The organism is Amycolatopsis sp. WGS_07 (assembly GCF_045278895.1).
GTDB lineage: Bacteria > Actinomycetota > Actinomycetes > Mycobacteriales > Pseudonocardiaceae > Amycolatopsis.
Map to the genome: position 1 here is coordinate 6,408,258 of NZ_CP136053.1, position 25,112 is coordinate 6,433,369.

The following is a 25,112-nucleotide window of genomic DNA, read 5'->3' on the forward strand; positions in this document are numbered from 1 at the left end:
CCCGGCCCGAGGTGAGGCCGGGCGGCTTTCGGCTGCCCGGCGATCGTCGGGTGCGCGGGAGGACGGTCATGACGCAGCTGAAGCCCCGGCCGGTGGTGATCGCCGACGCGCGGCCGCGCGGCAAGAAAGGCGGGGTGCTGCTCGGCATCCTGCGCACCACCGACCACAAGCAGATCGGGCTCCTCTATCTCGGCACCTCGTTCGCGTTCTTCCTCGTCGGCGGCGCGATGGCGCTGCTGATGCGCGGCGAACTGGCCCAGCCGGGCCTGCAATTCCTCTCGCAAGAGCAGTACAACCAGCTCTTCACCATGCACGGCACGATCATGCTGCTGCTGTACGCGACGCCGAACGTGTTCGGCTTCGCCAATTTCGTGCTGCCGCTCCAGATCGGTTCACCGGACGTGGCGTTCCCGCGGCTGAACGCGTTTTCCTATTGGCTGTACCTGTTCGGCGGCTTGATCGTGCTGAGTTCGTTCCTCACTCCGGCCGGCGCGCCCGATTTCGGCTGGACCGCGTACACGCCGTTGTCGGACGGCGTGCACAGCCCCGGCGTCGGCGGCGATTTGTGGATCATGGGCCTGATCGTGTCCGGTCTCGGCACCATTCTCGGCGCGGTCAACATGACCACGACGATTCTGTGCCTGCGCGCTCCGGGAATGACGATGTTCCGGATGCCGCTTTTCACCTGGAACATCCTGTTCACCGGGATTCTCGTGCTGATCGCGTTCCCGATTCTCACCGCCGCGCTGTTCGCGCTGGAGGCCGACCGGCGGCTCGGTGCGCACGTTTTCGACCCGGCCAACGGCGGGGCCATCCTGTGGCAGCACCTGTTCTGGTTCTTCGGCCATCCCGAGGTGTACATCGTCGCGCTGCCGTATTTCGGGATCGTCACCGAAATCATCCCGGTGTTCAGCCGGAAACCGCTTTACGGGTACCGGATGATGGTGTTCGCGACGATCGGCATCACCGGGCTGTCCGCGACGGTCTGGGCGCACCACATGTACGCGACCGGCGCGGTGCTGCTGCCGTTCTTCTCGATCATGACTTTCCTCATCGCGGTGCCGACCGGGCTCAAGTTCTTCAACTGGATCGGCACGATGTGGAAGGGGACGCTGTCGTTCGAGTCGCCGATGCTGTGGTCAGTCGGCTTCCTCGTGACGTTCCTGCTCGGCGGACTGACCGGGGTGCTGCTGGCCGCGCCCGCGCTGGACTTCCACATCACCGACACGTATTTCGTGGTCGCGCACTTCCATTACGTCCTGTTCGGCACGATCGTGTTCGCCACGTTCGCCGGGATCTACTTCTGGTTCCCGAAGATGACCGGAAGGATGCTCGACGAATCGCTCGCCAAATGGCACTTCTGGACCACGTTCATCGGTTTCCACACGACGTTCCTGGTACAGCACTGGCTCGGCGCGGAAGGGATGCCGCGACGGTACGCGGACTACCTCCACAGCGACGGGTTCACGGTGCTGAACACCATTTCCACCATTGGCGCGTTCATTCTCGGCGCGTCGGTGCTGCCGTTCATCTGGAACGTGGTGAAGAGCTACCGCTACGGCGAACGGGTCGAAGTGGACGACCCGTGGGGCTTCGGCAATTCCTTGGAATGGGCCACGTCGTGCCCGCCGCCGCGGCACAATTTCACCGAATTGCCGCGGATCCGCTCCGAGCGGCCCGCGTTCGAACTGCACTATCCCGACGTGGTGGAGCGGCTGCGGGACGAGCAGCACGTCGAGTGGCGACGGCGGGCGCGGGAGAAATCCCGCACCTGATCAGGGCTCGAACCCCTTGACCAGGGCGCGGAGCCCGGCGGCGAACCACTGGTCGTAGTACTCGGCGGCAGCCGGGTCGGCGGTCCGTTCCGGCGGCGAGCCGACCTGGGCGAGCGCGTGGCCGAGGGTGTAGACGCCGATGGACTGCAACGCGATCAGCGCGGTTTCCTGGCCGATGCCGGCGGCGGCGAACCGGTCGAGCACGCCCGAGAGCAGCGGCGTGACGGCGTCGGCGTCGACCGGATGGGTGGCCAGCAGCGGAACCGCGTTCGGGTGGCTGAGCAACATGGCGCGGTACGCCCGCGCGAAGCCGGTCGCCGCTTCCGCCCAGGACGGCTGGGGCTCGAGGTCGGCGAGCGCGGTGGTGACCAGGCGGTTCACCACCGCGGCGAGCACGGCGTCGCGGTGCGGAACGTGGCGGTACAACGACATCGCCGCGACGCCGAGGCGGGCTCCGAGCGCGCGCATGGTCAGGGCGTCCAGGCCGTCGTCGTCGATGAGGCCGATCGCGGCCGTGACGATCTGGTCGGCGCTGACCTGCGGCGGGCGGCCCGGCCGGCGGCGCGGCGTGTCGTTCATGCGGTCAGCGTCGCAGCCAGCGTCGTGCCGAGCATGACCAGGGTGAGCAGGCCGACGACCAGGTGCTGGACGTCCGGGACGACGTCGTGCCCGCGAGTCGGCAGGATTTTCCAGGTGCGCGCGTAGTCGCGGGCGTAGACCTCGCGCTGGGCGGCCGAGCTGATCCCGAAGTACGGCAGCCACCAGCTGACGACGTGCCCGGCGAGGATCAGCCCGCACAACGCGAGCGCCGCGATCGACGACCACGGCCGGTGCACGGCGACGCCGGCGGCGATGAGCAGCGGAAACGGGTAGTTGATCGCGGCGGCGAGCAGGCGCGGGCGGAGGTTGCCCGGCGCGAGGTCGTTGAGCGGGAACATCGGGACCCATTCGGTCAGGGCGAGCCAGGCCAGCCACAGCAGGGGGACGGCGACGGCGATCGTGGTCAAGGCGGTCTCCTCAGGTATGCGTACGAGGTAAGCTTACAAGGTACGCAAATTAGCCCGCGCGGAACCGGCTGTCGAGCGTTCAGTGCGTGGTCAGCCCTGCTGGCGGCGGAATTCGTCCAGCACGCGGCGTTCCCGCTTCGTCGGGCGGCCCGCTCCGCGTTCGCGGCGGGCGACCGGGATCGCCGCTTCCGGCGGCGGCTTCGGGGTGCGGTCGATGAGGCAGGTGGCCGCGACCGCGGCGCCCACGCGCTTCTGGATCACCTGCACGACCTCGACCACGCGCGTCGTCGTCCCGATCCGGGCGCGGACCTCGTCGCCGGGGACGACCGAGGTCGCCGGCTTCGCCGGACGGTCGTTCACCCGCACGTGCCCGCCGCGGCAGGCGGCCGCCGCGTCGGCGCGCGTCTTCGTCAGCCGGACCGCCCAGAGCCAGCGGTCGATCCGCGTCGATTCCATGCGTCCATCATGGCCCGTCCCATTCCCAGCGCAGGCCGAGGATCCCCGGCGTGACCCCGGCCGACACGACGTGCGCCGGCAGGCCCCGGGTGACCGGCAGGTCGGCGACCGGCGTCTCCGGCCCGGCGGGGGAGTCGAGCCGGTAGGCGTGGCAGGTCCGCGGTTCGCAGCCGGGCGCGAAATGCACTTCCAGCAGGTGTTCGTGCACGGCGTTGCGGAACCGGCGCTCGTAGGAGAAGTCCGGGCGGTCGTCGGTGAACTCGAACTCGTACTCGGCGATCGCGGTCTCGCCCCGGTCCAGTCCGCGGCCGAGGACCAGTTCGGTCACCGTGAACCCCTCTTCGGCGAGGGTTTCGGAGCGTCCTGGCGAGCAGTAGCGGGTGCGCACCAGCCGGGGCGGGCAGCCCGGCCCGACGCCGTGCGCGGTGACCAGCCGGATGTGCGTGTCGTCCTCGGTCGCGCGGACGACCTCGCGCACTTCCAGCCGGTGCAGCCGCCGGTCCGCGCCGACGTGCACGGCCTCGTGGAGGCTGACCAGCACCAGCGACGTCCGGTACGCCGCCTCGAACGAGTTCAGCACGCGCAGCACCGCGCCTCGCCGTCCCCACAGCCGTTCCCAGCGCACGACGGGCACCGGCGGCGGTTCCGGATCGCGTTCGAGCAGGCCGGTCAGCGAGCCCGGCGGCAGGTCGAGCACGCCCTCGAGGATCCGGACCGCGACGCGGGAGCGGGCGCGGGCGGGCACGGTGCGGCCGGTCCGCCAGTAGCTGAGGGTGGTGGTGCTGACCGCCGCGCCCGCCGCGGCGAGCCGGTCCCGGAGCCGGTCGAGGCCGAGCCCGCTGCGGTCGATGGCCAGCGTCAGCGCGCGGCTGAACGGCCCGTCCGCCAGCGCGTCGGCGAGCCGGTCCGGCTGGGTGCCGGGACCTGTCGAGAACACCTGCGTCCTCCTCGGGTCGACCTCCCCCATTCGCCTCCGGAACCGGCGGCGGCGCAACCGCCGAAGGTCGGGTCTTGCCCCGGTCAGCGGGGCGTCTCGGCGAAGGGCTCGCGCAGTTCGACTACCCATTCGCGCTCGTCGCCGGAGGTGTGCAGGTAGACCTCGCACGGGAAGCCGTCCGCGCGGTAGCCGTGTTCGTCGGTCCACCGGGCGAGTTCCTGGTAGCCCACGAGGATTCCGGCCGCCGGACCGCGGTGGACCAGCGTCGCGGCGCGGGACGCGGGGAGTTCGGCCACTTCGAGGCCGTTCGGTTCGGCGACCGGGCCGGAGACCGGGAGCGCCGCGTGCACGACGACCGGGTCGTCCTCGCCGGCGGGCTTTTCGTAGTAGCAGACCAGCGGCCCAGCCGGGGAGGCGTCGGATCCTTCGAGCCGCTGGCCCAGTTCCGCGCACAGCGGGCGCAGGACGGGGGTGATGGCGGCGGGGGAGAAGCTTTCCGCGGTGGCGGTGAGCCGCACGACGCGCGTCGCGGGGATGTCCTTCACGAGGATGTCGGTGTCCGGCATGGCGTGCTCGCTTTCCAGGGTGCGGAGCCTCGCCTCGACCTCGGCCAGCCGGAGCCGGTCGGCCGCGACCCGTTCGGCCAGTTCGGCGCGGCGCAGGGTCAGCATGCCGCGGACCTGCTCGGGCGTGACCTGCTCGTCCAGCAGGGCGGCCACCTCGCCGAGACCGAAGCCGAGATCCTTCAGCGCGACGATCCGGTTCAGCACCGCCAGCTGCCCGGCGGTGTAGTGCCGGTAGCCGGTGCGCGGGTCGACCTCGGCGGGCCGGAGCAGGCCGAGCGCGTCGTAATGCCGCAGCATGCGGACCGACACCCGGCCGTGGCGGGCGAATTCTCCGATGGTGAACATGACCTTCCCAGCACACGCTCTGACACGGTGTGAGAGTCAAGTGTCCCCGCCGGACCGGGAACGGGCCGGCCCCCTGCGCCGACCCGCTCCCGGCGGCCCCCTCGTCCCCCGACGAACGAGGGGACCGCGGCGGTCCGCCGCCCTCCTAGGACGGACCGGCGCCGGGCGCGGCTCCCGCGAACGGAACAGCGGAGGTGCGCCGTCGTGACGGCGGTCGCCCGCAAAGCCACCCGATCGGGTGAGGATGGGCAGGTCCGTAGGCTGGCCGGGTGAATCGCACGGACCGGCTGTATGCGCTTGTCGAGGAGCTTCGGGCGGTCGCGCCGCGCACCCGGACCGCGGCGTGGCTCGCGTCCCGGTTCGAGGTCAGCGTGCGCACGATCGAACGCGACCTCGGCGCGCTGCGCGAGGCGGGCGTCCCGATCTGGACGGAAACCGGGCGGACCGGCGGCTACGGCCTCGACCGCGAACGGACGCTGCCGCCGCTCACGCTCACTCCGGAGGAGGCCATCGCGATCACCGTCGCGCTGCGTTCGGCCGCCGGTTCGCCGTTCGCGGGGGCGGCGGAGTCAGCGGCGCGCAAGGTGCTGGCGCGGCTGCCGTCCGACGTCCGCGACGCCGAACAGCACCTCGCGGCGCGGCTGCACCGGGTCGGCGAGTCCGAACCGCCGGCTGTCCACAGCGGACTGATCCTCACCGCGCTCGCGGCACGGCGCGTCCTCCGGCTGTCCTATGTGGACGCGGAAGGCCAGGCGACGGAACGCGACGTCGAGCCGCTGGGACTGTTGTGGGGTCCGGCGGGCTGGTATGTGCTCGGCTGGTGCCGCCTGCGCGACGCGGTCCGCGGTTTTCTGCTGGACCGGATCCGCTCGATCGAGCTGACCGGCGACCGCGTCGAGCGCCGCGAGGTGGACCTGGACGCCGAACTCGCGCGGATCTCCGCCCGTCCGCTCGGCGAGTGACCTGCGCCACGCGGCGGAAAACACCGACAGGACGGTGTCGCCGGCGCCCGCGATCTTCGTCGCATGGCAAACGAACTGAACCCCGAAGAAATCCCCGCCCTCTGGTGTCGCATGTGGAACGAGGACGCCTCGCTCGCGCACCGGCTGCTCACCGCCGACGGCCGGCAGTGGTCCGGCACCAAACCCGGCCTCGACCCGCTGATCGGGCCCGCGGACGCCGAAGAGTTCATCGCGAAGTACCAGGTCGAGGTCGGCAATGTGTTCGTGCCGCGCACCTTCGTCATCGACGGCACTGAGCGGCTCGCGTTCACCTGGGACGTCACCCGCCGCGACGGCGTGGTCATCACCGGGGCCGACATGTGCGTGCTGTCCGGTGGAAAGGTCGCGCGGAACTGGACGATTCCCTCGCCGGACGGGCGGTCGGCCTTGCCGGACGGACCGGGCGAGGGCGGCTTGGACCGCGAAGGATTGCGGGCGCTGGCGGCGGAGGCGCATCCGTGGCACGGCGAGCTGGCCGTCGATCCGGTGCGGCAGACCGTCGCCGGGACCTGGTCGGACGGCGCTCGCGGCGGGCTGGCGGTGCTGGTCGCGGTCGACGGGCGGGTCGACCGGGAATGGGTGGTGCCGGGGACGCGTCCGCTTCCGTGACGTCCGGCGCCGAGGCGGTGTTGCCCGCCTCGGCGCCGACCCCCAGTCGCTGGTCAGATCGTCCATTTCTTGCTGGCGGAACAGTTGTCCGGCCACCAGTTGATGTCGCGGCACACCCGGAAATGCGCGTACTGGTAGGAGCCGTCCGGGTTCGAGCGCGCTTCGGAGACCTTCTTGGCGCTGCCGTTCCCGCCGCGGTTGTACAGCAGGCGGTGCGCGTATCCGTCGCCCCACCATTCGACGTAGACCGAATCGCCGTCCGCCTTCGTGTCGGACAGCGTGCAGGTGATCTGCAAATGGTCGTCGTGGACGAGCGTTCCCCAGCTGACGAAGGAACAGCTCGCCTTCGCGCCGGTGGTGCTCTTGGTGTAGGTCGGCGAGGACGCCGCGGACGCGCTGGTCGCGGTGAGCACCGCGGCGGCCCCCGCCGCGGTGACGCCGGTGGCGATGCGCAGCAAATTCTTCATGATTCCCCCAGTGAATTGATCAGCGGAACTCGTTCACGGTTTCCCGGCACTGCCCCGGGACGCAGCCGCCCGGGAGTCCTAGTGCGGTGGGCAGCCACGCAGATACGCGACTTCTGCATTTTTTCTCCCTCCGAAATGGCTTTTCGGACCTGTCCGGGTGACAGTGACAAGGGAAGCAAGGCGAGTCCACAAGATTTCCCTGAGGCGAAAACGCGAACGGCTGGATTGAGGCGGACGCGTGTGAGATGGTGATTGCGTCGACCCTGGGGAGGACGTCGATGGTATTGCAGATGATCTTCGGTCCGCGCGACCTCGAACGAACGCGCTTCGCGACGGGCGCGGACCCGTTGTGGGAACTGGTTCTCGCCGGGCAGCAGCTGAGATCGAGCCAGCCCGCGGCCCGCTGCCACGCCTGGCGGGCACACGCGGCGCGGCGGATCGCCGAGGCCGAGATGCCTGCCCGCGCCGCGGTGGAAAACCTCACCGCGATCGCGCCCGCGCGCGGGGATTTCCCGGATTTCCTCACGCCCGCGCCGTACACGGCCGACTTGGACGCTGGTTGCGCGGCGCTCGCATGCACGTCCCGTTCGAGACTGCGCGGCGACCTCGAACGCGCGTTCCCCGGCGGCGTCGAGTCGCCGTGGCTGCGGGAACTGGCCGGCGGGGAGGTCGGCAGCCTGGTCGGGGCGCTGCGGACGGCGTACCGGCTGCTCGTCGCGCCGGTGCGGGACCGGGTCGAGGACGTCGTGGGCGGCGACCGCGCGGCGCGGCTGAGGACGGTGGCGCAACGGGGAATGGGCCAGGTGCTCAGCACGTTGCCGGGGGTCTGCGGCTGGGACGGGACCACGCTGGCGGTGCGGTATCCGCACCATCGCACCGTGGAGCTGGCCGGGCGCGGGCTGGTGCTGGTGCCGTCGGCGTTCTGCGCGGGCGCGCCGGTCAGCCTGATCGACCCGGATCTGGCCCCGGTGCTGGTCTACCCGGCCGAGGCGCCGCCGCTGCGCCCGGAGCGGAGCCTGAACGGCGCGCTGGTGTCGCTGCTGGGCCGCACCCGCGCGGAATGCCTGGCGGCACTGCGGGTCACGCGCACGACGACGACGCTGGCCCGGCACCTCGGCGTGTCTCCGGCGACGGCGAGCAAGCACGCGTCGGTGTTGCGGGACAACGGGTTGATCCGGACGACGCGCTCCGGCTCGACCGCTCGGCACGGGCTGACCGAGCTGGGCGCTTCGCTGTTGAACGGCCAGCTGGTCGCCTGAGGTCCGTGAAGGACTCCTTGAGGGAATCTATGTCCCCCAAGGAGTCCTTCACGGACAGCTAAGCGCCGATGCTGCGTTCAAAGCCTTCCGGGACGATGAGGTCGTCCCGGCTCAGGTCGTGCACGCTGCGGTGCCCGAGCGCGAGCAGCGTCGAGTCGATGCCGTTGCGCAGCACGTCCAGCACGTTCTCCACGCCGGCCTGCCCGCCCGCCGCGAGGCCCCACAGGTACGCGCGCCCGATCAGCACGGCGCGAGCCCCCAGCGCGAGGGCTTTCACGACGTCGCTGCCGCGCCGGATTCCGCCGTCCAGCAACACTTCCACGTCCTTCCCGACTGCTTCCGCGACAGCGGGCAGCGCGCGGATCGTGGCGGGAGTGCCGTCGAGGTTGTTGCCGCCGTGGTTCGAGACCGAGATCGCGCTGACCCCGGCGTCCACCGCGCGACGCGCCTCGTCGACCCGGTACACGCCCTTCAGCAGGAACGGCCCGTCCCATTGCTTCCGCAGCCAGCGCACGTCTTCCCAGGTCGGCGGCGCGGTCTGCATCCACTGGCCGTACGCGCCGAAGAACGTCGGCACCGGAGTGCCCGGTTCGGCCATGTTCGGGACGCTCAGGTCGGGCAGTTTCCGCGTGCGGGCATAGGCGAGCAGCCACCGCGGGTGCATCATGCCCTCGGGGGCGAAGCGGAGCAGTTCGCGCAGCGACAGCTTGTCCGGGATGTGCGGGCTGCCCCAGTCGCGGCTGTGCGAGAACGACCAGTCGAGCGTCAGGATGATCCCGACGGCGCCAGCTGACCGGGCGCGCTCCAGCCGGCGCAGGATGTCGTCGCGGCTGCCGGTCCAGTAGACCTGGAAGTAAGTGTTCGGATTGGCCGCCACCACTTCCTCTACGGGCTTGCTGGCGAACGACGACAGCCCCATCGACGTCCCGCGCGCGGCGGCGGCGCGGGCGACCGCGACCTCGCCGTCGGGATGCACGGCCTGCACGCCGGTGGGCGAGATCAGCACCGGCAGCGCGACGTCGCGGCCGAGCACGTGCGTGCTCAGCTCGCGTTCGCCGGGCAGCCCGGCGGTGCGCGGGGCGAAGCGCAGTTCGTCGTACGCGGCCAGATTGTCCTGCAGCGTCAGCCCTTTTTCCGAACCGGCGATCAGTGCCGAGTAGACGGACGCCGGGAGGCGCTTCTTCGCCCGCCGCTGTGCTTCGGCGATCGATTCGAACCAGGTGGTGCTCATCGTTTTCCCTTCGGGTCGACGCGCAGAGGGCGCCAGGTCACGCGCGGGCGCAGCGGGACCGCGGTCTGATGGTGGAGACAGCCCGCCCACACACCGGCGCCGTACGCGAGGTCGTCGGCGACCGCGCCGGCGGTGTAGCGGAACGGATCGAGGCCGGGTCGTTGCCGGAGCCAGGCGGTCAACGGCGGTCCGGCGAGCAGGGACGCGAGCGCGGCTCGCCGTCCCCAGCGTTTCCGCCCGCCCGGCAGCATGAGCGCGGCGAGCAGGGGAGCGGCGAATTGCGTGCTGTAACGGCCGAAACCGAGCCAGGTCTGGCCGACAGCGGTACCCATCGCACGTACGACACCGTCTGCGGGTACGTCGCTTCGGCGCAGCACGCGGGTCATGGTCAGGACCGCGCCCGCGAACGCGGCGGCGGCCGGAAGCGGACGGCGGGCCAAGAGCGCGGCGACGGTGAGCGTCGGCCACGGGTGCAGGACGAGCGGGGCCATCGCAGCCGGGCGGCGAAGGGCGAGCGGCGCGGCGGAGGTGCCGTAGCTGGCGCGGCGGCGGAGCAACGTGCGCCAGGTGGCCGGTTCGTGGTGGTCTACGTGCGCGGACGGGTCGTAGCGGATCCGGAAACCGGCGTCGTGGAGCCGCCAGCCGAGGTCGACGTCCTCGCCGACGCGCATGGCCGGGTCGAAGACCGCACCGTTTTGGGTGACGGATTCCAGTGCTGTCAGGCGAACCAGGAGGGCGGCAGTGGGCACATAGGACATTCGCGTGCCAGGTGCGACGCGTGCGGCGGCGGTGCCGAGGTCGAGGCTGCTGGCGGCTTGGGTGTAGCGGCCGGCCCAGGTGCCGGGGGCGAGCGGACGCACGCGCGGCGCGACGGCGGCGACGAGCGGATCGGCGAAATGCCCGGCCAGGCGGTCGATCCAGTCGGGGGAGGGGACGCAATCGCTGTCCAGGAAAGCGATCAGATCGGTGGAAACGTGCTCCAGCGCGGTGTTCCGGGCGGCTCCCGGGCCGCCGTTGACGTCGCGGCGGACGAGTTTCGCGCCGCGTGCGGAGGCTGCCGCGGCGATGGCGGCCGGGTCGGCGGATGCGTCGTCGACGACCAGCACGGGGTAGCGGTCGTCGAGTCCGGCGAGGCAGCGGCCGAGGAGTCCGGCGCGGTCGCGGACCGGGATGACGACGGTGACGTCCGCAGTTTTGGCTGGTGGCAACGGATGTGCGAACCCGGCGTCGGTGAGCAGCCGGGCGAGGACGCCTTCGGCCGGGCTTTCGACTGGGTGGTCCGCCAACCGCACCCACGCCGTCCTCCCGGCTTTTGTCAGGCGCAGCACGCGGGCGGGGGAGCCGCCGAAGAGGAGGCCGTCGGAGAGCTGTTTGACGCTCGGGTCTCTGGCGAGGCGGAAGCCGGCGGGCAGCGGGGTCGTCACAGCGCCAGCCCTCCGTCCGCCGGGACGACCGCGCCGGTCATCGCGCTGCTTTCCGGCCCGGCGAGGAAGGCCAGCACGGCCGCGACCTCCTCGGGATCGAGCAGCCGCCGCACGGGTTGTTGCGCGGCAAACGCTTGCGCTTCTGGAAGGCCGTACAGCCGGGCGCTTTCGGCGAGGATCGGAGTGTCGGTCGAACCCGGGCTGACTGCGTTGGCGGTGACGCCGGAGTCGGCCAATTCGGTGCCCAGCGCGCGAATCAGCCCGGCGACCCCGGCTTTCGCCGCGCAGTACGCGGCGAGCATCGGCAGCCCGCGCGTCGCGGCGGCGGACGCGACGGCCAGGAACCGTCCGGACCGGGGTTCCGGACGGCGCAGCAACGCGGGAATCGCCACGTGGGCGAGGTTGAGGACGCCGCGGAGGTTGACGTCGAGGACCGCGTCTTCCTGCTCCGGCGGCATCTCCCATAGCGGCACGCCGCCCGCGATCACTCCGGCTGCCGCGATGGCCGCGTCGAGGCCGCCCCAGCGTTGTTCTGCTGCTGTTACCGCTGCGGCCAGCTGAGCGCGGTCTCGGACGTCTGCGCGGAATTCCTCCGCGGTGCCGCCTTTTTCGCGGATCTTGGCGACCACTGTGGACAGTTCTTCGCCGGTGCCCATCGGGTAGGGGAGGGCTGGATCGTCTTCGGCGACGTCCACGGCGAGCACGGACCAGCCCTGTTCGGCCAGCTTCACTGCGGTGGCCGCGCCGATGCCGCGCGCCGCGCCGGTGACGAGAGCGACGTTCATAGCGTCCCCGCCGAAGTCCAGTCGCGCACATGCGTGCGCAACTGTGTCGTGAGGTCGTCGAGGAGGTCGCGGCCTTCGTCTGCGGTAGCTCCGGTGGGATCGCCGAGAATTCCGGTGTCGGTCACCGCCCGCACGCCGCCCTTGCGCAGCGCGGGAAGCAGCTCGCTCAACGGACGATTATCGCCCGGCACCGCCTTGTCCATCTGCACCGCGTTTGGCCGAAGAGCCAGCTGCAGTGCGGTTTCCGGCCGTCCGGCGTGGGGATCGCCTTGCCAGCGCGGCTCGAAGACCGAGACGTCGCGCGATTCGGCACGCAGTGTCGCGACCGCGCGGGTCACCGAAGCCGCGTTGCCGCCGTGTGCGGACACGAAAAGCAGCCGCCGGAACGTCTCGCAGGCCGACCGGCCCAGTTCCACGAGCAGGAGTTCCGTGGCCGCTTGCCCGATCGACAGCGTTCCGGCGAACCCGGCGTGCTCGCCGCTCGATCCGTAGGGGACCGCGGGCGCGACCAGCACGTCCGGCCGGGTCGCGGCGAGCCGGTCGCACAACGCCGACGCGACGTCGGTGTCCGTGCTCAGCGGCAGGTGCGGGCCGTGCTGCTCGGTGGCCCCGAGCGGCACGGCGAGGATCGCGCCGGACGCCGCGTATTCGGCGACGTCCGGCGACGACAGGTCGGCCAGGCGCATCTCAGCGGCCTGGAGTGAAGCCGGCGAGCGGGTTCTCGTCGCAGGCCCGTTCCGGCGGACGGCGCATGCCGATGGTGACCGGCACCTTGCGGTGCGAGTGGTCCAGCGACGGTTTCGGCACGCTGCCCGCGGCGACTCCGGCCAGCGCGCGTTCGCCGTGGCCGCGCACGCATTCCGGGTCCGGGCCGTCGAGCGGGAGCCCGGTGAAGAACTTCGCCGCCATGCACCCGCCGCGGCAGGCGTCGAACGCCGAACACGACGTGCAGGCCCCGCCGCTCTGCGGGCTGCGCAGCTCGGCGAACAGCGCGGATTCCCGCCACACGCCGGCGAATCCGCCCTCGCCGCGGATGTTCCCGGCGAGGAAGGTGTCGTGGATGGCGAACGGGCACGCGTAAACGTCGCCGACCGGGTCGACCAGGCACACCACCCGGCCCGCGCCGCACAGGTTCAGCCCGGGCAGGCCGCCGTCGCCGTAGCCCGCGAGGTGGAAGAACGAATCGCCGGTGAGCACGTTTTCGCCGTGTTTCACCAGCCAGTCGTACAGTTCCCGTTGCTGGGCCGCGGTGGGGTGCAGCTCGTCCCAGACGTCCGCGCCGCGGCCGGACGGGCGGAGCCGGGTGAGCCGCAACTGGGCGCCGTAGCGGTCGGCGATTGCTTTGAAGTCGTCGAGCTGCCCCGCATTCTGCCGGGTCACCACGACAGAAATCTTGAAGTTCCCGAACCCGGCGGCGGCGAGGTGCTCCATCGCCCGGATCGCGGTGCGGTAGGAGCCGGGGCCGCGGACGTGGTCGTTGACCTCCTCGGTGGCGCCGTCGAGGGAGATCTGGACGTCGACGTAGTCGCTGCCGGCCAGCCGTTTCGCGACGTCCTCGGTGATCTTGACGCCGTTGGTGGAGAACTTGACCCCGACGTGGTGCTCGGTCGCGTAGTCGACCAGCTCCCAGAAATCGGGCCGGACGGTCGGTTCGCCGCCGCCGATGTTCACGTAGAACACCTGCATGCGCTCGAATTCGTCGATCAGCGCCTTGCACTCCTGCGTGCTCAGCTCGCGCGGGTCGCGGCGGCCGGAGGAGGAAAGGCAGTGCACGCACGAAAGATTGCAGGCGTAGGTGAGTTCCCAGGTCAGGCAGATCGGCGCGTCGAGCCCGAACTGGAATTCGTCCACAAGCGACATCACACGCTCCTCGGATGGATCATGTCCGACGCCGCGAGGGCGGCGAGGGCGGCGCGGTAACGGGGCAGTTCCGCCTGCGCGACCCCGGCCCGCGCGCACGCCGCGCGGGCGGAGGGGTGGTCGGTCAGCGCCTGCACCGCGGCGAGCATGGTGCGGCTCTTGAGAAAGGACAGCCGGCGGGTGCCGAAGTGGTACAGCAGCGCGCCGAACCGCTCCGGCCGGATGGAGACCCGGCTGTCCAGTTCCCAAGCACCGTCCAGATCGAACGCCGCGGCGTCGCGGTCAGTAGACACCGCACATTCCGTCGATCGAGACCTCTTCGACGAGCAGCTCGTCGGCTACGACCTCTTCGGGCTGCGTCTCGGGTGCGGCGGTCGTCTCGCTCATCGTGACTCCTTTGTCTCGTCCGGCGATATTTGACACCTGGTGTCGAATGTGACGGCGAGAATACTGTCACCCAGTGCCAGAAGCAATGGCTCGCTCTCGCGGGGCACCCGAATGGGGGTTCTGCGCGGCCGGGAACCGATGGCCCGGCCGGTCCGACTCCTCAGGAGGCGGACCACGCGAAGGGAGCAGGATGGCCATCGGCATCGACGACGTGCCACGTACCGAACCGGCGGCCGGGTGGGCGGCGCTCCGCCCGCTCGTGCTGCGGCTGCATTTCTACGCCGGAGTGTTCGTCGGACCCTTCCTCCTGGTCGCCGCGCTGACCGGGATCGCGTACGTGTGGACGCCGCAGCTGGAACAGGCTGTCTACCCACAGGAACTGCACGTCCCGGCCGCGGCCGGCGCGGTCCCGCTCGATCAGCAGGTTCTGGTCGCGCGCGGTCAGGTTCCGGACGGGAAGGTCATCGGCGTCCGCCCGGCACCGTCAGCGACCGACACCACCCAGGTGATCTTCGACCGTCCGGGCCTGGCACCGAGTTATCGGTACACAGTGTTCGTCAACCCGCACGACGGCCAGGTCCGCGGCGCCCTCGAGACCTACGGTTCCGGGCAGGCGCTGCCGGTCCGCGGCTGGATCGACAACCTGCACCGCAACCTCCATCTCGGCGACTTCGGCCGCCTCTACAGCGAACTCGCGGCAAGCTGGCTGTGGGTGATCACCCTGGCCGGACTGGCGTTGTGGCTCGGCCGCCGCCGACGCCTGCGTGCCGTGCTGCTGCCGTCCGCCGGGAAGCCCGGACGGCGCCGGCTGCGGTCGTGGCACGGTTCGGCGGGCCTGTGGATCGCCGCAGGCCTGTTGTTCCTGTCCGCCACCGGGTTGACCTGGTCGCTGCACGCGGGCGCGAACGTCACCGACCTCCGGTCCTCTTTGGACTGGACGACCCCGTCGGTTTCGGCCTCGGTGCGGACTCCCGGCGACGTCGGCTGGCAAGCCGCGCGCGACGCGACGGCCCGGGCCGGACTGTCCGGTCCAGTGGAAATCCGGCCGCCGTCCGAAGGCGGCTATGTGGTGCAGCAGATCGGCCGGAGCTGGCCGTCCCGGCAGGACTCGATGTCGGTCGACCCCGGAACCGGCCAGATCACCGGAACGCTGCGGTTCGCCGACTATCCGCTGGCCGCGAAACTGAGCCGGTGGGGGATCGACGCGCACATGGGGCTGCTGTTCGGGGTCGCCAACCAGATCGCGCTGACGGTCCTCGGCGTGGCGTTGATCTGCGTCGTCGGCTGGGGATACCGGATGTGGTGGCTGCGCGGACGGGCGAGCTTCGGCCGCCTGCCGATGCGGGGAGCCTGGCGTCGAATCCCCGGCCGAGTGCTGGCTCCGGTGCTGGTGGGAGTAGCGGTAGTGGCGTGGTTCCTGCCGGTGTTCGGGGTGACGTTGCTGGGATTCCTGGCGGTGGACTGCCTGCTGGGCTTGCGCGGGGAGGTCGCGCGATGATCACCGGACTCGGTTTGCGCTGGATCCTCACCCTGCTGTTCGCGGCAGCCGGGGTGTTCTGCCTGTACCGATGCGCGCTGCGCCCCGGCCTGAGCGGCCGAGTGGCGGACGCCTTGCACGCGGCGATGTGCGCCGGAATGGTGACGATGGCGTGGCCCGCGACGATGACTTTCGCCCGGATGCCCCAGGTGGTGCTGTTCACGGCCGCCGCCGGATGGTTCGCGGTGACGGCCGTGCTGGGACTCGGACACGGACGTCTCCCGGGCGCCCACCACGCGCTGATGATGGCCGGGATGGCGTGGATGGCGTTCGTGATGCCGTCGGCGATGGCGGGCATGACGATGTCCGCGACGTCGATGGGTGCCGAGCACGCCGGAATGGACATGGGCGACGCGGGGATGACGATGACCGGGCACGCACCGGTGCATGTCGTGGTGGTCGCGGTCGCGCTGGCGGTGGTGTTCCTGGTGGCGGGGCTGGTGTGGCTGGCCCGGGCGATCGACCATGCCCGGACGGTCGCCCGTCCTGGGCGGCGGGAGGCTGGGCTGGCGATGGAAGGGGTGATGAGTTTGGGGATGGCGGTGATGGCGGTGGCGATGATCTGAGCGGGTCGGGTTGGGGGCTTGGCTTGGATTTGGGCCGTCAAGGTCTCGGCGAGCTGTGGCGACTGATCCGCCTCGGGTTGCCTCAGTCGGTACTGCGGGGTTTGCCTTGAGGTGTGCGGGTTGCGGCTGCGTTGGCTGGTGCCGGGGGTTTGCCTCAAGCTGTGCGGGTTCGGTCGTGGTGGGCTGCGTGCGCTGGTGTCCGGGCGCGAGCTGTGCGGGTTGCCGCTGTGGTGGGCTGTGCCCGCTCGTGCCAGGGGTTTGCTTCAAGCTGTGCGGGTTCGGTCGTGGTGGGCTGCGCGCTGGCGTCCGGGCGCGAGCTGTGCGGGTTGCCGTCGTCGTGGGCTGGCTCCGCTGACGCCACGGGAGTTGTCCGCGCGGGCCGCTTTGGCTGCGTGGTCGTCGCCGGGGGACCCTGCCGGACGGGCGTGAGGTTCGCAACCGCGCCTCGTCCGGCGGTGTTGCGGTGGCCGAGCGTGGCGGGCATTCATGCGGCTAGCTGTGTGAGCGTGCTCGGCGGGAGTCAGGTGGCGGGCGAGCCGTGCGGGTTGCGGTTGTCGTGGGCTGGTTCCGCTGATGCCACGGGATTTGCCCAGCGCGGGCCGCTTTGGCTGCGAGGTCGTCTTGGCCGGGGGACCCCGCCGGACGGGCGTGAGGTTCGCACCACCGCACCTCGTCCGGCGGTGTCGCGGCGGCCGAGCGTGGCGGGCATTCCTGCGTCCGGCTGTGTGAGCGTGCTTGGCGGGAGTCAGGCGGCGCGGTGCCGTCCGGTCGGGCGCTGGGAATCGCGGCCGCGCTTCGGGTGCGGGCGGACCAGGGCGAGTGCGCCGTGGGCCGTCACGGAGGTCTGGTCCGGGTCGTCGGCGGTGTCGGCCAGGTCCGGGCCTGGCCGGTGGCGGAGCCGGTGCTGCCGGTGGACCGCGTAGAGCAGCACCAGCCCGACGACGAGGAAGACGTGCGACAGCACCCGGGCGACGGTCACCCGGTCGCCGATCAGGTCACTGGTCGTGAGCACCGCGAGGACGATCACAAATCCGGTGATCATCGGCAGCTGCCCGGCCGCGGCGCGCGTGCGCAGCGCGGCCCACAGCAGTCCGACGCCGACCGCGAGGTTCCAGGCCGCGCTCTCGTTGATGAGGTGGCCTTCCATGAACGCGCCGCCGTGGGCGTTGTCCATGCCGAGCAGTTGCGCGAAGGCGAGCCCGCACTGGACCAGCCCGATCAGCCCGAGCGCGACCCGCAGCCCCCATTTTTCCCGGGGCGGAGCCGGGGTTTCGGCGAGGATCCGGTCGGTGAGGTCGGGCACCGCGGGCGCGCTGCGGACCAGCAGGGAACGGCGCAGCGACGCGCTCCGCTCGTACCAGCTCCGGCACGACGCGCAGGTCTCCAGGTGCTGGTCGACCTGCGATTCGGGCAGCGGACCCGCTTCGCCGTCGAGTCGCGCGGACAGCGCTTCGCGGAAGATTTCACAGCTCACGTCTGTCATAGTCGCTCGGACCCGCGCTTCGGTTCCCGGCGGGCTCCGCGTTTTTCCCGGGCACTGGTCACGGAACCGTCCCGGAACGGCATGGACTACCGTGAGGTCCGTGTCCACCGGCCGCGACAACGACGACGAGCGGGTCACCGCGCTGGCCCTCGCCGCTGGCCGCGGCGACCGGATCGCCCTGGAAGCCTGGGTCCGCGCGACCCAAGCCGACGCGTGGCGGTTCCTGGCCCACCGCACCAGCCCGGCCGACGCGGACGACCTCACCCAGGAAACGTACCTGCGCGCGTTCGGCTCGCTGCCGAGGTTCGCGGGCCGGTCGTCGTCGCGGACGTGGCTGCTGTCCATCGCTCGCCGCGTGGTCGTCGACCGCATCCGCGCCCGTTCGGCCCGCCCCCGCGAATCCACGACGGCCGACTGGCAACGCGCGGCCGAAGAACAATCGGCCCGGACGCGCACGGCGGGCTTCGAGGACCTGATCGAACTGGGCCTCCTGCTGGACACCCTGGACGAGGACCGCCGCGAAGCCCTGGTGCTGACCCAGTTCCTGGGCCTGTCGTACGCGGAAGCGGCCGAGGTGTGCGGCTGCCCGGTCGGCACCGTGCGCTCCCGGGTGTCCCGCGCCCGCGACGATTTGCTGCGCGCCCAGGAGGAGAACGACACCGCGATGTGACGCGGGTTGTTCTCCTGTGCTGGAGCACAGCTCTCGGTGAGCGGGCTCGTTCGGCAGCCAGGCGGACTATCTGGCTTTCTGGCTTTGTCTGGTTGCCAGGCGGACGCATGAACCTCCGACGGCCAGGCGGATTGCCCAGTCCCTCGTTTCCACATTTCGCCCGGAGCCTGGGTTCGGTGAGATCGCCGACGGCGGGGACCAGGCGGTCGGCTCGGCCGGTCCTGTGCGAGCGCGGCGGTCGCGCGAGGTGATGCGGACGAGCACGCGGACGGCGGTCGTGTTCCGCCGCGTGAGCAACCCGAGCGACCAGGCGCTTCCCGCGGAAGCCTGTCGCGCCCGTGACAAAGCAGGTGCTCATGCCGGGAACACCTCCGCTGCCCGGCGCTCGACCCCACCCGGTGCTCGACGGTGCCTGTGGCCGGCCTCGTCCGGTGCCAGTGCTCGACTGCCAGTGTTCGACTTCGCCTCGTGCCCGCCCGGTGCCGGTATCCGAACGCCCGGTGAGCACCGGGCGTTGGAGCCGACCGTGTGCCCGGTGCCGGATTTCGACCGCGCGCCCGGAGTGCCCGACCCCGCCCGGCGACCGACCAGTCCCGGAGTCCGACGCGCCCGGTACTGGATCCCCGCCGTGATCCAGATCGCGGGAACTCGCGGCGATCTCCTCCCGACCATTCTCCTGTGCGCACTATTCCGACCCCGCACCGGCGCGCTTTGCTTGCCGCGGCGGGTATTGCCGCGGTGGCCGTGGTGGCGGTGGTCGCCGCGGCCGGCGACGTCTACGCCGCTCTCGGCAACCCGGCTCCGGGTCCGTTGACGTCCGTTGGCGCCTCCTTGCTCCGGTTGATCGCCGACGCGGCGGGGGTGGTCTGCGTCGGCGCGCTCGCGTTCGCGGCTTTTCTGAGCCCGCCGGGTGAATCGGGCCGGCTTTCGCCGGACGGGTACGCGGCGACCCGCACCGCGGCGGGTGCCGCGGTCGTCTGGACGCTCGCCGCCGCGGTGCTCGTGCCGTTCGACGCCGCCGACGCGTCCGGGCGGCCGGTTTCCGAGGCGTTGCACCTGGCAAACCTCGCCGTCCTCGTCGACGCCATGGAGGAACCCAAGGCGTGGCTTTGCGTCCTGGCGGTGGCGACAGTCGTGGCGATCGGCGTGTGGCGCACGTTGACCTGGCGGACCACGGTGTTCTGGCTGGGGCTCGCCGTCGTCGGGTTGCTGCCGCGCGCGATCAGCGGTCACGTCTCCATCGGCGCGTGGCACGACCTGGCCACGAATGCGTTGGTGTGGCACGTGATCGCCGCCGCGCTGTGGACCGGGACCCTGGTCGCGTTGCTGCTCCACGTCCGCGGTGCGGGCACGGCGCGCGAGGTCGCACTTCGCCGGTACCGCAGGTTGGCGACGTGCTGTCTCGTCGTGCTGGCTGCATCCGGGATAGTCGACGGTCTCGCCTTGGCCCGTCCGGCTGGATTAGTTACTGGCTATGGCTTGCTCCTCGGGGTAAAGGTCGTGCTGACAGCGGTGTTGGCGGCGCTGATCGCGGTCACCCGCCGTCGGTGGCGCGGCGGGACTGCGGCTCTCGTGGCGGAGGTCGTGGTGCTGGCTGGGGCTATGGGCGTCTCGGCCGGGTTGGCGCACCTCGTGCCGCCGGCGTTCGTGAACGATCCGGCGACCGTCGGCGAGACCGTGCTCGGCTACGACCTGCCTGATCCGCCGACGTTCGCCCGGCTTTTCCTGGATTGGCGTCCGGACTTGCTGCTCGGTGTCGTGGCAGTGCTCGCCGTGGCGGCCTACGCGGTCGCGGCGCGCCGCCTCCGCAAACGCGGCGACGGCTGGCCGCGCGGCCGGTTCTGGGCGTGGACTTGCGGCTGGGCGACGGTGCTGATCGCGACGTCGTCCGGCCTCGGCAAGTACTCGTCCGGAACCTTCAGCCTGCACATGGTCATCCATATGACGCTGGCCATGCTCGCCCCGGTGCTCCTCGTGCTCGGCGGCCCGGTGACCCTCGCGCTGCGCGCCTTGCCCGTGGCGGGCAAGGGACCGGACGGCCCGCGCGAATGGCTGGTGGCGCTGCTGCACTCGCGGTTCACCAGGCTGGTCGCCCACCCACTGGTGGCTTCAGTGGTGTTCGTCGGCTCGTACTACGCGCTGTACTTTTCCGGCCTGTTCGGCGAGGCGATGCGCTACCACTGGGCACACCAGCTCATGAACCTCCATTTCCTCGTGTCCGGCTACGTTTTCTTCTGGCTGGTGATCGGCGTCGACCGCCCGCCGCGTTCGATGCCGCATCTCGCGCGGCTCGGCATGATGTTCGCGGTGATGCCGTTCCACGCGTTCTTCGGCGTGATCCTCATGAACAAGCAGACGGTGATCGCCGAAACGTTCTACCGCAACCTGTCGCTGCCGTGGATGTCTGACCTCCTTTCCGACCAGCGCCTCGGCGGCGGAATCGCTTGGGCTGCCGGCGAAATCCCGATGATCGTGGTCGTCGTGGCGCTGCTGGTGCAGTGGAGCCGCCACGACGACCGCGAAGCCGCTCGCCTGGACCGTCGCTTCGACCAAGGCGAGGACGACGATTTCGCCGCCTACAACGCGATGCTCGCCACCTTGGCCGCCAGAAGGCAGTAGCCGCGGTCTGCCCTCTGGCCAAGAATCAGGCGGGAGCACGCGCTGAAAGCGGCTCAGCGACAGCGATCTCGTTGTGCTGAGCCGATTCCGTCGCTAACCCACGGCGGTCACCACCTCGTCCAAGGCTCCGGACTTCACGTCCGCGACGAGAACCTTCAGCTGTGCCACGCTCATCTGCACCAGCTGACCGAAGTCGTCGGTCAGCACGACGCGGCGTTCCGGCGGGGCCTCGTTGTCGACGAACAGCTCGGGGCAGCCGCAGTCGCAGTTGCCGCAGAACGTGGTCACGTGCTGCATATCTCCTGTCGCGGCAAGGGATTTGGTCATGGTCTCTCCTGTCTGATCGGGTCGGGCCGGGCACTGCCACCATCCGGATAGTCGTCGCAGCGGGCCAAAAGGTTCCCGAGTCACCCGAAGGTGTAACGGCGGAAAACCAGGCGTACGATGGAAAGCAGTCCGCCTTCCCGGTGCCGGCACTGCCACCGCCTAGTGCCCGTCCTGGAATCCGGAGAATCATGTCCACGCAGACCGCCGCCCCCGCGGCGACCCCGAACCGTCACCTCGATCTCGCCGTCGGCGGGATGACCTGTGCCGCTTGCGCGGCGCGCGTCGAGCGTTCCCTCGGCAAGCTCGACGGCGTCCGCGCCACAGTGAACTACGCGACCGAACGCGCGAGCGTCCACTATCCGCCCGACCTCGATCCCGCCGTGCTCGTCGCGACGATCGAGCGGGCGGGCTACACCGCGACCGTCCGCGGCGAAACGAGCCCGGAAAACCGCGACGCCCGCGTACGCGATCTGCGCCGCAGGCTGATCGTGGCCGCTGTGCTCGCGGTCCCGCTGGGCAACCTGTCGATCACGCTCGCACTCGTGCCGTCCTTGCGATTTCCGTTGTGGGAGCTGGTGTGCTTGCTGCTCGCGACGCCGGTCGTGTTCTGGTCGGCGGCCCCGTTCCATCGTGCCGCGCTGCGCAATCTGCGGCACCGATCGTCCAGTATGGACACTCTCGTTTCTTTGGGCGTGCTGGCGTCTTACCTATGGTCGGCGGCTTCGGTGCTGATCGGCTCGGGCAGCGAGGCGGGTTACTGGATCGGGTTCGGCGCCACCGCGCCGGGCGCGGATTCGGTGTATCTCGACGTCGCGGCCGGAGTGACGACGTTCCTGCTCGCCGGGAGGTACTTCGAGGCACGGTCCCGGCGCGGCGCGGCGGATCTGCTCGGCGCGCTCGACGCGCTGGCGGCGAAGGACGTACGGATCCTGCGCGCGGACGGCGAGGTGCTGGTCGGCATCGGCGAGCTGGTGGTCGGCGACCGGTTCGTGGTGCGGCCGGGCGAGAAGGTCGCCGCGGACGGGACTGTCGACAGTGGACTGTCCGCGGTGGACGTCAGTGCCATCACCGGAGAACCGGTTCCGGCGGAGATCGGGCCGGGCGACCGGGTGATCGGCGGGAGCATCAACCTGAACGGCAGGCTGGTGGTGCGCGCGGAGGCGGTCGGGGCGCGTTCACAGCTGGCGCAGATGAGCGCGCTGGCCGAGCGGGCGCAGGAACGGAAGGCCGCGGTGCAGCGGCTGGCCGACCGGGTGTGCGCGGTGTTCGTCCCGGTGGTCTCGGCGTTGGCGGTGCTCACGCTGGCCGGATGGTTGCTCGCCGGGAACCCGGTGCGGGACGCGTTCGGCGCGGCGGTGTCCGTGCTGATCATCGCGTGCCCGTGTGCGCTGGGGCTCGCGACGCCGACGGCGTTGATGGTCGGCGTCGGGCGTGGCGCGCAGCTCGGGATTCTGGTGAAGGGGCCGGACGCGCTCGAGGCGAGCCGTACGGTCGACACCGTCGTGCTGGACAAGACCGGCACGGTGACTCAGGGACGGATGACCCTCGCTGACACGCGGGCCTTCCGCTCGTTCTCACCGACGGAAGTGCTTCGTCTTGCGGCTGCGGTGGAAGCGTCGTCAGAACACCCGATTGCCGCAGCGATTGTCGCTGGTGGGCCGGAAGTCCTGCCGGAGGCCGCGGAGTTCCAGGCCTTGCCGGGGCTGGGCGCGCGCGGCTTGGTCGAAGGTGCGGCCGTGGTGGTCGGGCGGCCGCGATTGCTGGTTGACGAAGGGGTTTCGGTCGGGCCGGAGGTCGAAGCTGCGGTGGCGTCGGCGGAGGCAGACGGGGCGACGGTGGTGCTCGTGTCGAAGGGAGGCGAGGTCGCGGGCATGCTCGTCGTGCGGGACGAGGTGAAGCCTTCGGCTCGGGCGGCGGTCGCGCAACTGCATCGGCTGGGATTGAAAACGGTGCTGTTGACGGGCGACAACGAGGTGACGGCCAAGGCAGTCGCCGCGGAGGTGGGGATTGCCGAGGTGCTCGCCGGGGTGTTGCCGAGCGAGAAGGCAGCGGCGGTGTCCGCGTTGCAGCGCAAGGGGCATCGGGTCGCGATGGTCGGCGACGGAGTGAACGATGCTCCCGCGCTGGCGACCGCTGATCTCGGCCTCGCTGTTGCCGAGGGAACCGATCTCGCCTTGCGCTCGGCCGACATCATCCTGGTCCGCGACGACCTGTCGGTGCTGCCGGACGCGATCCGCCTCGCGCAGCGGACGTTGCGCACGATTCGCGGCAACCTCGTCTGGGCGTTCGGGTACAACGTGGCCGCGCTGCCGCTCGCCGCGTGCGGATTGCTGAACCCGCTGATCGCGGGGGCTGCGATGTCGCTGTCGTCGGTGCTGGTGGTGGCCAACAGCTTGCGGCTGCGGAACTTCGCGCCGGGCCGCTGAACGGGAGGTGGGCGGGATCACCCTGGCCGACGGTCGCCTTATGAGGTTAGGTTTGCCTAATCAGATCGGGTGACGGAGGCGAGGTGCGCGGTGACGCGGGACGCGGAAGCCGGGATCGAGGGGCGGGTCGCGCTGGTCACCGGCGGTGCGCGCGGCATCGGGGCGGCGGTCGTGGAGGCGCTCGCCCGGGCCGGTGCCGTGGTGGCCGCGGTGGACATCGACGAGGAGGGGTTGCGGACGGTCGCCGCGCGGGACTTCGGGGCGGGGCCGGTTGGAGCGGATGAGCGGGATGCCGGGGCCGGGTCGGGCCGCGGGGCGGGTGGCGATGTCGCGCGGGGTTCTGCGGGCGTGGACGTCTCGGCGGGGCGTGATGGTGCGGGACCTTCGGGGAGTGCGCCAATCGCAGCACGCGGTGAGGCCGAGCGGCGGTCTGCGGTCGATGCGCCAGCGGAGGTGTTCGCGGGAGGCGATGCCCCGCGCCCGGTGGACGCGATCGCGGGAGACGATGCTGCGCGCCTGGTGGACGCGATCGCGGGCAGTGGTGGCGCAACGGAGGAAGCGCGGCGTCGTGCCAACGTCGAGCAGTCAGCCAGCGCCGGGCGGTCAGCCGACGTCGAGCGGCCAGTCAGCGCCGGGCGGTCAGCCGACGTCGAGCGGCCAGTCAGCGCCGGGCGGGTCGTGCCGTTCGTGGCTGACGTCGGGGATCCAGGTGCGGTCGCGCGAGTCGTAGCGGACGTCGAGCGTGAGCTGGGACCGATCGGGATCGGGGTGTCCGTCGCGGGGGTGTTGCGGCCCGGGACGGTGGGCGAGACCAGTGACGAGGACTGGGCGGCGACGTTCGCGGTCAACTCGACCGGGGTGTTCACCGTGCTGCGCGAGATTTCGCGGCGGATGCAGCCCCGGGGGAGCGGGGCGCTCGTGACGGTCGGGTCGAACGCGGCCGGCGTCCCGCGCACCGGGATGGCCGCTTATGCCGCTTCGAAGGCCGCGGCGACCATGCTCACGCGGTGTCTCGGGCTGGAGCTTGCCGGGTCGGGGATCCGGTGCAACATCGTCTCGCCGGGGTCCACCGACACCGACATGCAACGTCTCTTGTGGACGGACGATTCCGGCGAAGCGCGCGTGATTGCCGGAAATCCGGAGGAATTCCGCGTCGGGATTCCGCTCGGGCGGATCGCCGATCCGGCGGATATCGCGGATGCGGTGCTTTTCCTCGCGTCCGACCGGGCCCGGCACATCACCATGCAGAACCTCTACGTCGACGGCGGCGCCACGCTCCGTGCGTGACCGGGTTGACCCGCCGGGCGGCTTTTCCTTTTCGTCCGGGTACGTTAGTGTCCATTAGGTTAGGCTAACCGAACAGTCAAACATCCGT

25 protein-coding genes and 1 pseudogene are annotated in these 25,112 nt (G+C 70.9%); 11 read left to right on the forward strand and 15 right to left on the reverse strand.

Annotated elements, in window-relative coordinates:
* Nucleotides 1-68 precede the first annotated feature (68 nt).
* Entirely contained in the window at nt 69-1,775 is a 1,707-nt protein-coding gene (gene ctaD / locus RPX00_RS30340; RefSeq protein WP_406630489.1) for a cytochrome c oxidase subunit I, read from the forward strand.
* Here ctaD and RPX00_RS30345 read toward each other — a convergent pair whose 3' ends face one another.
* From RPX00_RS30345 to RPX00_RS30365, 5 genes are all read right to left on the reverse strand, one after another.
* Complete coding sequence (locus RPX00_RS30345; protein ID WP_406630491.1) at nt 1,776-2,354, reverse strand: TetR/AcrR family transcriptional regulator; 579 nt, start codon at nt 2,352-2,354, stop codon at nt 1,776-1,778.
* The gene (locus tag RPX00_RS30350; protein ID WP_406630493.1) at nt 2,351-2,782 is read right to left on the reverse strand and encodes a hypothetical protein; all 432 of its coding nucleotides are present in this window, start codon (nt 2,780-2,782) and stop codon (nt 2,351-2,353) included. The genes RPX00_RS30345 and RPX00_RS30350 overlap by 4 nt, the downstream gene beginning before the upstream one ends.
* Nucleotides 2,783-2,872: 90 nt before the next feature.
* Nucleotides 2,873-3,238, reverse strand: coding sequence for an RNA-binding S4 domain-containing protein (locus RPX00_RS30355; protein ID WP_009076800.1), 366 nt, complete (start codon nt 3,236-3,238; stop codon nt 2,873-2,875).
* A gap of 7 nt (nt 3,239-3,245) precedes the next feature.
* Nucleotides 3,246-4,175, reverse strand: a complete 930-nt coding sequence (locus RPX00_RS30360; protein WP_406630496.1) for a hypothetical protein — start codon at nt 4,173-4,175, stop codon at nt 3,246-3,248.
* Nucleotides 4,176-4,258: 83 nt separating this feature from the next.
* Nucleotides 4,259-5,086, reverse strand: coding sequence for a MerR family transcriptional regulator (locus RPX00_RS30365; RefSeq protein ID WP_406630498.1), 828 nt, complete (start codon nt 5,084-5,086; stop codon nt 4,259-4,261).
* A gap of 269 nt (nt 5,087-5,355) precedes the next feature.
* Here RPX00_RS30365 and RPX00_RS30370 point away from each other — a divergent pair, with 269 nt between their 5' ends.
* Both RPX00_RS30370 and RPX00_RS30375 read left to right on the forward strand, forming a co-directional pair.
* Nucleotides 5,356-6,048: a helix-turn-helix transcriptional regulator gene (locus RPX00_RS30370; RefSeq protein ID WP_406630500.1), complete on the forward strand. Its 693-nt coding sequence runs from the start codon at nt 5,356-5,358 to the stop codon at nt 6,046-6,048.
* 63 nt (nt 6,049-6,111) lie between these two features.
* Entirely contained in the window at nt 6,112-6,696 is a 585-nt protein-coding gene (locus RPX00_RS30375) for a nuclear transport factor 2 family protein (protein WP_406630502.1), read from the forward strand.
* A 53-nt stretch (nt 6,697-6,749) separates the two neighbouring features.
* Here the strand turns inward: RPX00_RS30375 and RPX00_RS30380 are convergent, their stop codons facing one another.
* Nucleotides 6,750-7,163, reverse strand: coding sequence for a hypothetical protein (locus RPX00_RS30380; protein ID WP_406630504.1), 414 nt, complete (start codon nt 7,161-7,163; stop codon nt 6,750-6,752).
* Nucleotides 7,164-7,441: 278 nt separating this feature from the next.
* Between RPX00_RS30380 and RPX00_RS30385 the strand changes: the two genes are divergently transcribed.
* Nucleotides 7,442-8,422 (forward strand): winged helix-turn-helix domain-containing protein, encoded by a 981-nt coding sequence (locus RPX00_RS30385; protein ID WP_406630506.1) that lies wholly within the window; start codon nt 7,442-7,444, stop codon nt 8,420-8,422.
* Between the two features lie 58 nt (nt 8,423-8,480).
* Here RPX00_RS30385 and mftD read toward each other — a convergent pair whose 3' ends face one another.
* Genes mftD through mftA form a run of 7 tightly spaced genes read right to left on the reverse strand, consistent with a single transcriptional unit; the run spans nt 8,481 to nt 14,109 of the window.
* On the reverse strand, nt 8,481-9,653 hold the full coding sequence (gene mftD, locus RPX00_RS30390) for a pre-mycofactocin synthase MftD (protein WP_406630508.1): 1,173 nt from the start codon (nt 9,651-9,653) through the stop codon (nt 8,481-8,483).
* Nucleotides 9,650-11,077 (reverse strand): mycofactocin biosynthesis glycosyltransferase MftF, encoded by a 1,428-nt coding sequence (gene mftF, locus RPX00_RS30395; RefSeq protein ID WP_406630510.1) that lies wholly within the window; start codon nt 11,075-11,077, stop codon nt 9,650-9,652. Before mftF ends, mftD begins: the two co-directional genes overlap by 4 nt.
* On the reverse strand, nt 11,074-11,862 hold the full coding sequence (locus RPX00_RS30400; RefSeq protein ID WP_406630511.1) for a mycofactocin-coupled SDR family oxidoreductase: 789 nt from the start codon (nt 11,860-11,862) through the stop codon (nt 11,074-11,076). The genes mftF and RPX00_RS30400 overlap by 4 nt, the downstream gene beginning before the upstream one ends.
* Nucleotides 11,859-12,548 carry a mycofactocin biosynthesis peptidyl-dipeptidase MftE gene (gene mftE / locus RPX00_RS30405; RefSeq protein ID WP_406630513.1) on the reverse strand — a complete coding sequence of 230 codons (690 nt, stop codon included), beginning with the start codon at nt 12,546-12,548 and terminating at the stop codon, nt 11,859-11,861. The genes RPX00_RS30400 and mftE overlap by 4 nt, the downstream gene beginning before the upstream one ends.
* 1 nt (nt 12,549) lies before the next feature.
* Nucleotides 12,550-13,722: a mycofactocin radical SAM maturase gene (gene mftC / locus RPX00_RS30410; RefSeq protein WP_406630515.1), complete on the reverse strand. Its 1,173-nt coding sequence runs from the start codon at nt 13,720-13,722 to the stop codon at nt 12,550-12,552.
* Nucleotides 13,722-14,015, reverse strand: a complete 294-nt coding sequence (gene mftB / locus RPX00_RS30415; RefSeq protein WP_354743320.1) for a mycofactocin biosynthesis chaperone MftB — start codon at nt 14,013-14,015, stop codon at nt 13,722-13,724. Before mftB ends, mftC begins: the two co-directional genes overlap by 1 nt.
* On the reverse strand, nt 14,005-14,109 hold the full coding sequence (gene mftA / locus RPX00_RS30420; protein WP_406630518.1) for a mycofactocin precursor MftA: 105 nt from the start codon (nt 14,107-14,109) through the stop codon (nt 14,005-14,007). Before mftA ends, mftB begins: the two co-directional genes overlap by 11 nt.
* Nucleotides 14,110-14,299: 190 nt before the next feature.
* Here mftA and RPX00_RS30425 point away from each other — a divergent pair, with 190 nt between their 5' ends.
* Together RPX00_RS30425 and RPX00_RS30430 are read left to right on the forward strand one after the other, a co-directional pair.
* Nucleotides 14,300-15,607: a PepSY-associated TM helix domain-containing protein gene (locus tag RPX00_RS30425; protein WP_406630519.1), complete on the forward strand. Its 1,308-nt coding sequence runs from the start codon at nt 14,300-14,302 to the stop codon at nt 15,605-15,607.
* Nucleotides 15,604-16,212: a DUF5134 domain-containing protein gene (locus RPX00_RS30430; RefSeq protein ID WP_406630521.1), complete on the forward strand. Its 609-nt coding sequence runs from the start codon at nt 15,604-15,606 to the stop codon at nt 16,210-16,212. Before RPX00_RS30425 ends, RPX00_RS30430 begins: the two co-directional genes overlap by 4 nt.
* A gap of 745 nt (nt 16,213-16,957) precedes the next feature.
* On the opposite strand, the gene RPX00_RS30435 is transcribed toward RPX00_RS30430, so the two are convergent.
* Nucleotides 16,958-17,695: a zf-HC2 domain-containing protein gene (locus tag RPX00_RS30435; RefSeq protein ID WP_406630523.1), complete on the reverse strand. Its 738-nt coding sequence runs from the start codon at nt 17,693-17,695 to the stop codon at nt 16,958-16,960.
* Nucleotides 17,696-17,795: 100 nt separating this feature from the next.
* Here RPX00_RS30435 and sigC point away from each other — a divergent pair, with 100 nt between their 5' ends.
* Both sigC and RPX00_RS30445 read left to right on the forward strand, forming a co-directional pair.
* Entirely contained in the window at nt 17,796-18,365 is a 570-nt protein-coding gene (gene sigC / locus RPX00_RS30440; protein ID WP_406630525.1) for an RNA polymerase sigma factor SigC, read from the forward strand.
* A 678-nt stretch (nt 18,366-19,043) separates the two neighbouring features.
* Complete coding sequence (locus tag RPX00_RS30445) at nt 19,044-20,984, forward strand: cytochrome c oxidase assembly protein (RefSeq protein ID WP_406630527.1); 1,941 nt, start codon at nt 19,044-19,046, stop codon at nt 20,982-20,984.
* 93 nt (nt 20,985-21,077) lie between these two features.
* Here the strand turns inward: RPX00_RS30445 and RPX00_RS30450 are convergent, their stop codons facing one another.
* Entirely contained in the window at nt 21,078-21,311 is a 234-nt protein-coding gene (locus RPX00_RS30450) for a hypothetical protein (RefSeq protein ID WP_406630529.1), read from the reverse strand.
* Nucleotides 21,312-21,499: 188 nt separating this feature from the next.
* On the opposite strand from RPX00_RS30450, the gene RPX00_RS30455 reads away from it, so the two are divergent.
* The 3 genes and pseudogenes from RPX00_RS30455 (at nt 21,500) to RPX00_RS30465 (ending at nt 25,024) form a co-directional block, all read left to right on the forward strand.
* Nucleotides 21,500-23,737 (forward strand): heavy metal translocating P-type ATPase, encoded by a 2,238-nt coding sequence (locus RPX00_RS30455; RefSeq protein WP_406630531.1) that lies wholly within the window; start codon nt 21,500-21,502, stop codon nt 23,735-23,737.
* A 90-nt stretch (nt 23,738-23,827) separates the two neighbouring features.
* A pseudogene (locus RPX00_RS30460) lies at nt 23,828-23,974 on the forward strand (SDR family NAD(P)-dependent oxidoreductase); the annotation flags it as partial.
* A 255-nt stretch (nt 23,975-24,229) separates the two neighbouring features.
* Nucleotides 24,230-25,024: a 2,3-dihydro-2,3-dihydroxybenzoate dehydrogenase gene (locus RPX00_RS30465; protein WP_406643142.1), complete on the forward strand. Its 795-nt coding sequence runs from the start codon at nt 24,230-24,232 to the stop codon at nt 25,022-25,024.
* The last annotated feature ends 88 nt before the right edge of the window (nt 25,025-25,112 follow it).

Excerpts from the sequence above, each read along its gene's own strand:
- ctaD (WP_406630489.1), top strand. The coding sequence starts at position 69 with ATGACGCAGCTGAAGCCCCGGCCGGTGGTGATCGCCGACGCGCGGCCG.
- RPX00_RS30345 (WP_406630491.1), bottom strand. The coding sequence starts at position 2,354 with ATGAACGACACGCCGCGCCGCCGGCCGGGCCGCCCGCCGCAGGTCAGC.
- RPX00_RS30355 (WP_009076800.1), bottom strand. The coding sequence starts at position 3,238 with ATGGAATCGACGCGGATCGACCGCTGGCTCTGGGCGGTCCGGCTGACG.
- RPX00_RS30365 (WP_406630498.1), bottom strand. The coding sequence starts at position 5,086 with ATGTTCACCATCGGAGAATTCGCCCGCCACGGCCGGGTGTCGGTCCGC.
- RPX00_RS30375 (WP_406630502.1), top strand. The coding sequence starts at position 6,112 with ATGGCAAACGAACTGAACCCCGAAGAAATCCCCGCCCTCTGGTGTCGC.
- RPX00_RS30380 (WP_406630504.1), bottom strand. The coding sequence starts at position 7,163 with ATGAAGAATTTGCTGCGCATCGCCACCGGCGTCACCGCGGCGGGGGCC.
- RPX00_RS30385 (WP_406630506.1), top strand. The coding sequence starts at position 7,442 with ATGGTATTGCAGATGATCTTCGGTCCGCGCGACCTCGAACGAACGCGC.
- mftD (WP_406630508.1), bottom strand. The coding sequence starts at position 9,653 with ATGAGCACCACCTGGTTCGAATCGATCGCCGAAGCACAGCGGCGGGCG.
- RPX00_RS30400 (WP_406630511.1), bottom strand. The coding sequence starts at position 11,862 with ATGAACGTCGCTCTCGTCACCGGCGCGGCGCGCGGCATCGGCGCGGCC.
- mftE (WP_406630513.1), bottom strand. The coding sequence starts at position 12,548 with ATGCGCCTGGCCGACCTGTCGTCGCCGGACGTCGCCGAATACGCGGCG.
- mftC (WP_406630515.1), bottom strand. The coding sequence starts at position 13,722 with ATGTCGCTTGTGGACGAATTCCAGTTCGGGCTCGACGCGCCGATCTGC.
- mftA (WP_406630518.1), bottom strand. The coding sequence starts at position 14,109 with ATGAGCGAGACGACCGCCGCACCCGAGACGCAGCCCGAAGAGGTCGTA.
- RPX00_RS30425 (WP_406630519.1), top strand. The coding sequence starts at position 14,300 with ATGGCCATCGGCATCGACGACGTGCCACGTACCGAACCGGCGGCCGGG.
- RPX00_RS30430 (WP_406630521.1), top strand. The coding sequence starts at position 15,604 with ATGATCACCGGACTCGGTTTGCGCTGGATCCTCACCCTGCTGTTCGCG.
- RPX00_RS30435 (WP_406630523.1), bottom strand. The coding sequence starts at position 17,695 with ATGACAGACGTGAGCTGTGAAATCTTCCGCGAAGCGCTGTCCGCGCGA.
- RPX00_RS30450 (WP_406630529.1), bottom strand. The coding sequence starts at position 21,311 with ATGACCAAATCCCTTGCCGCGACAGGAGATATGCAGCACGTGACCACG.
- RPX00_RS30455 (WP_406630531.1), top strand. The coding sequence starts at position 21,500 with ATGTCCACGCAGACCGCCGCCCCCGCGGCGACCCCGAACCGTCACCTC.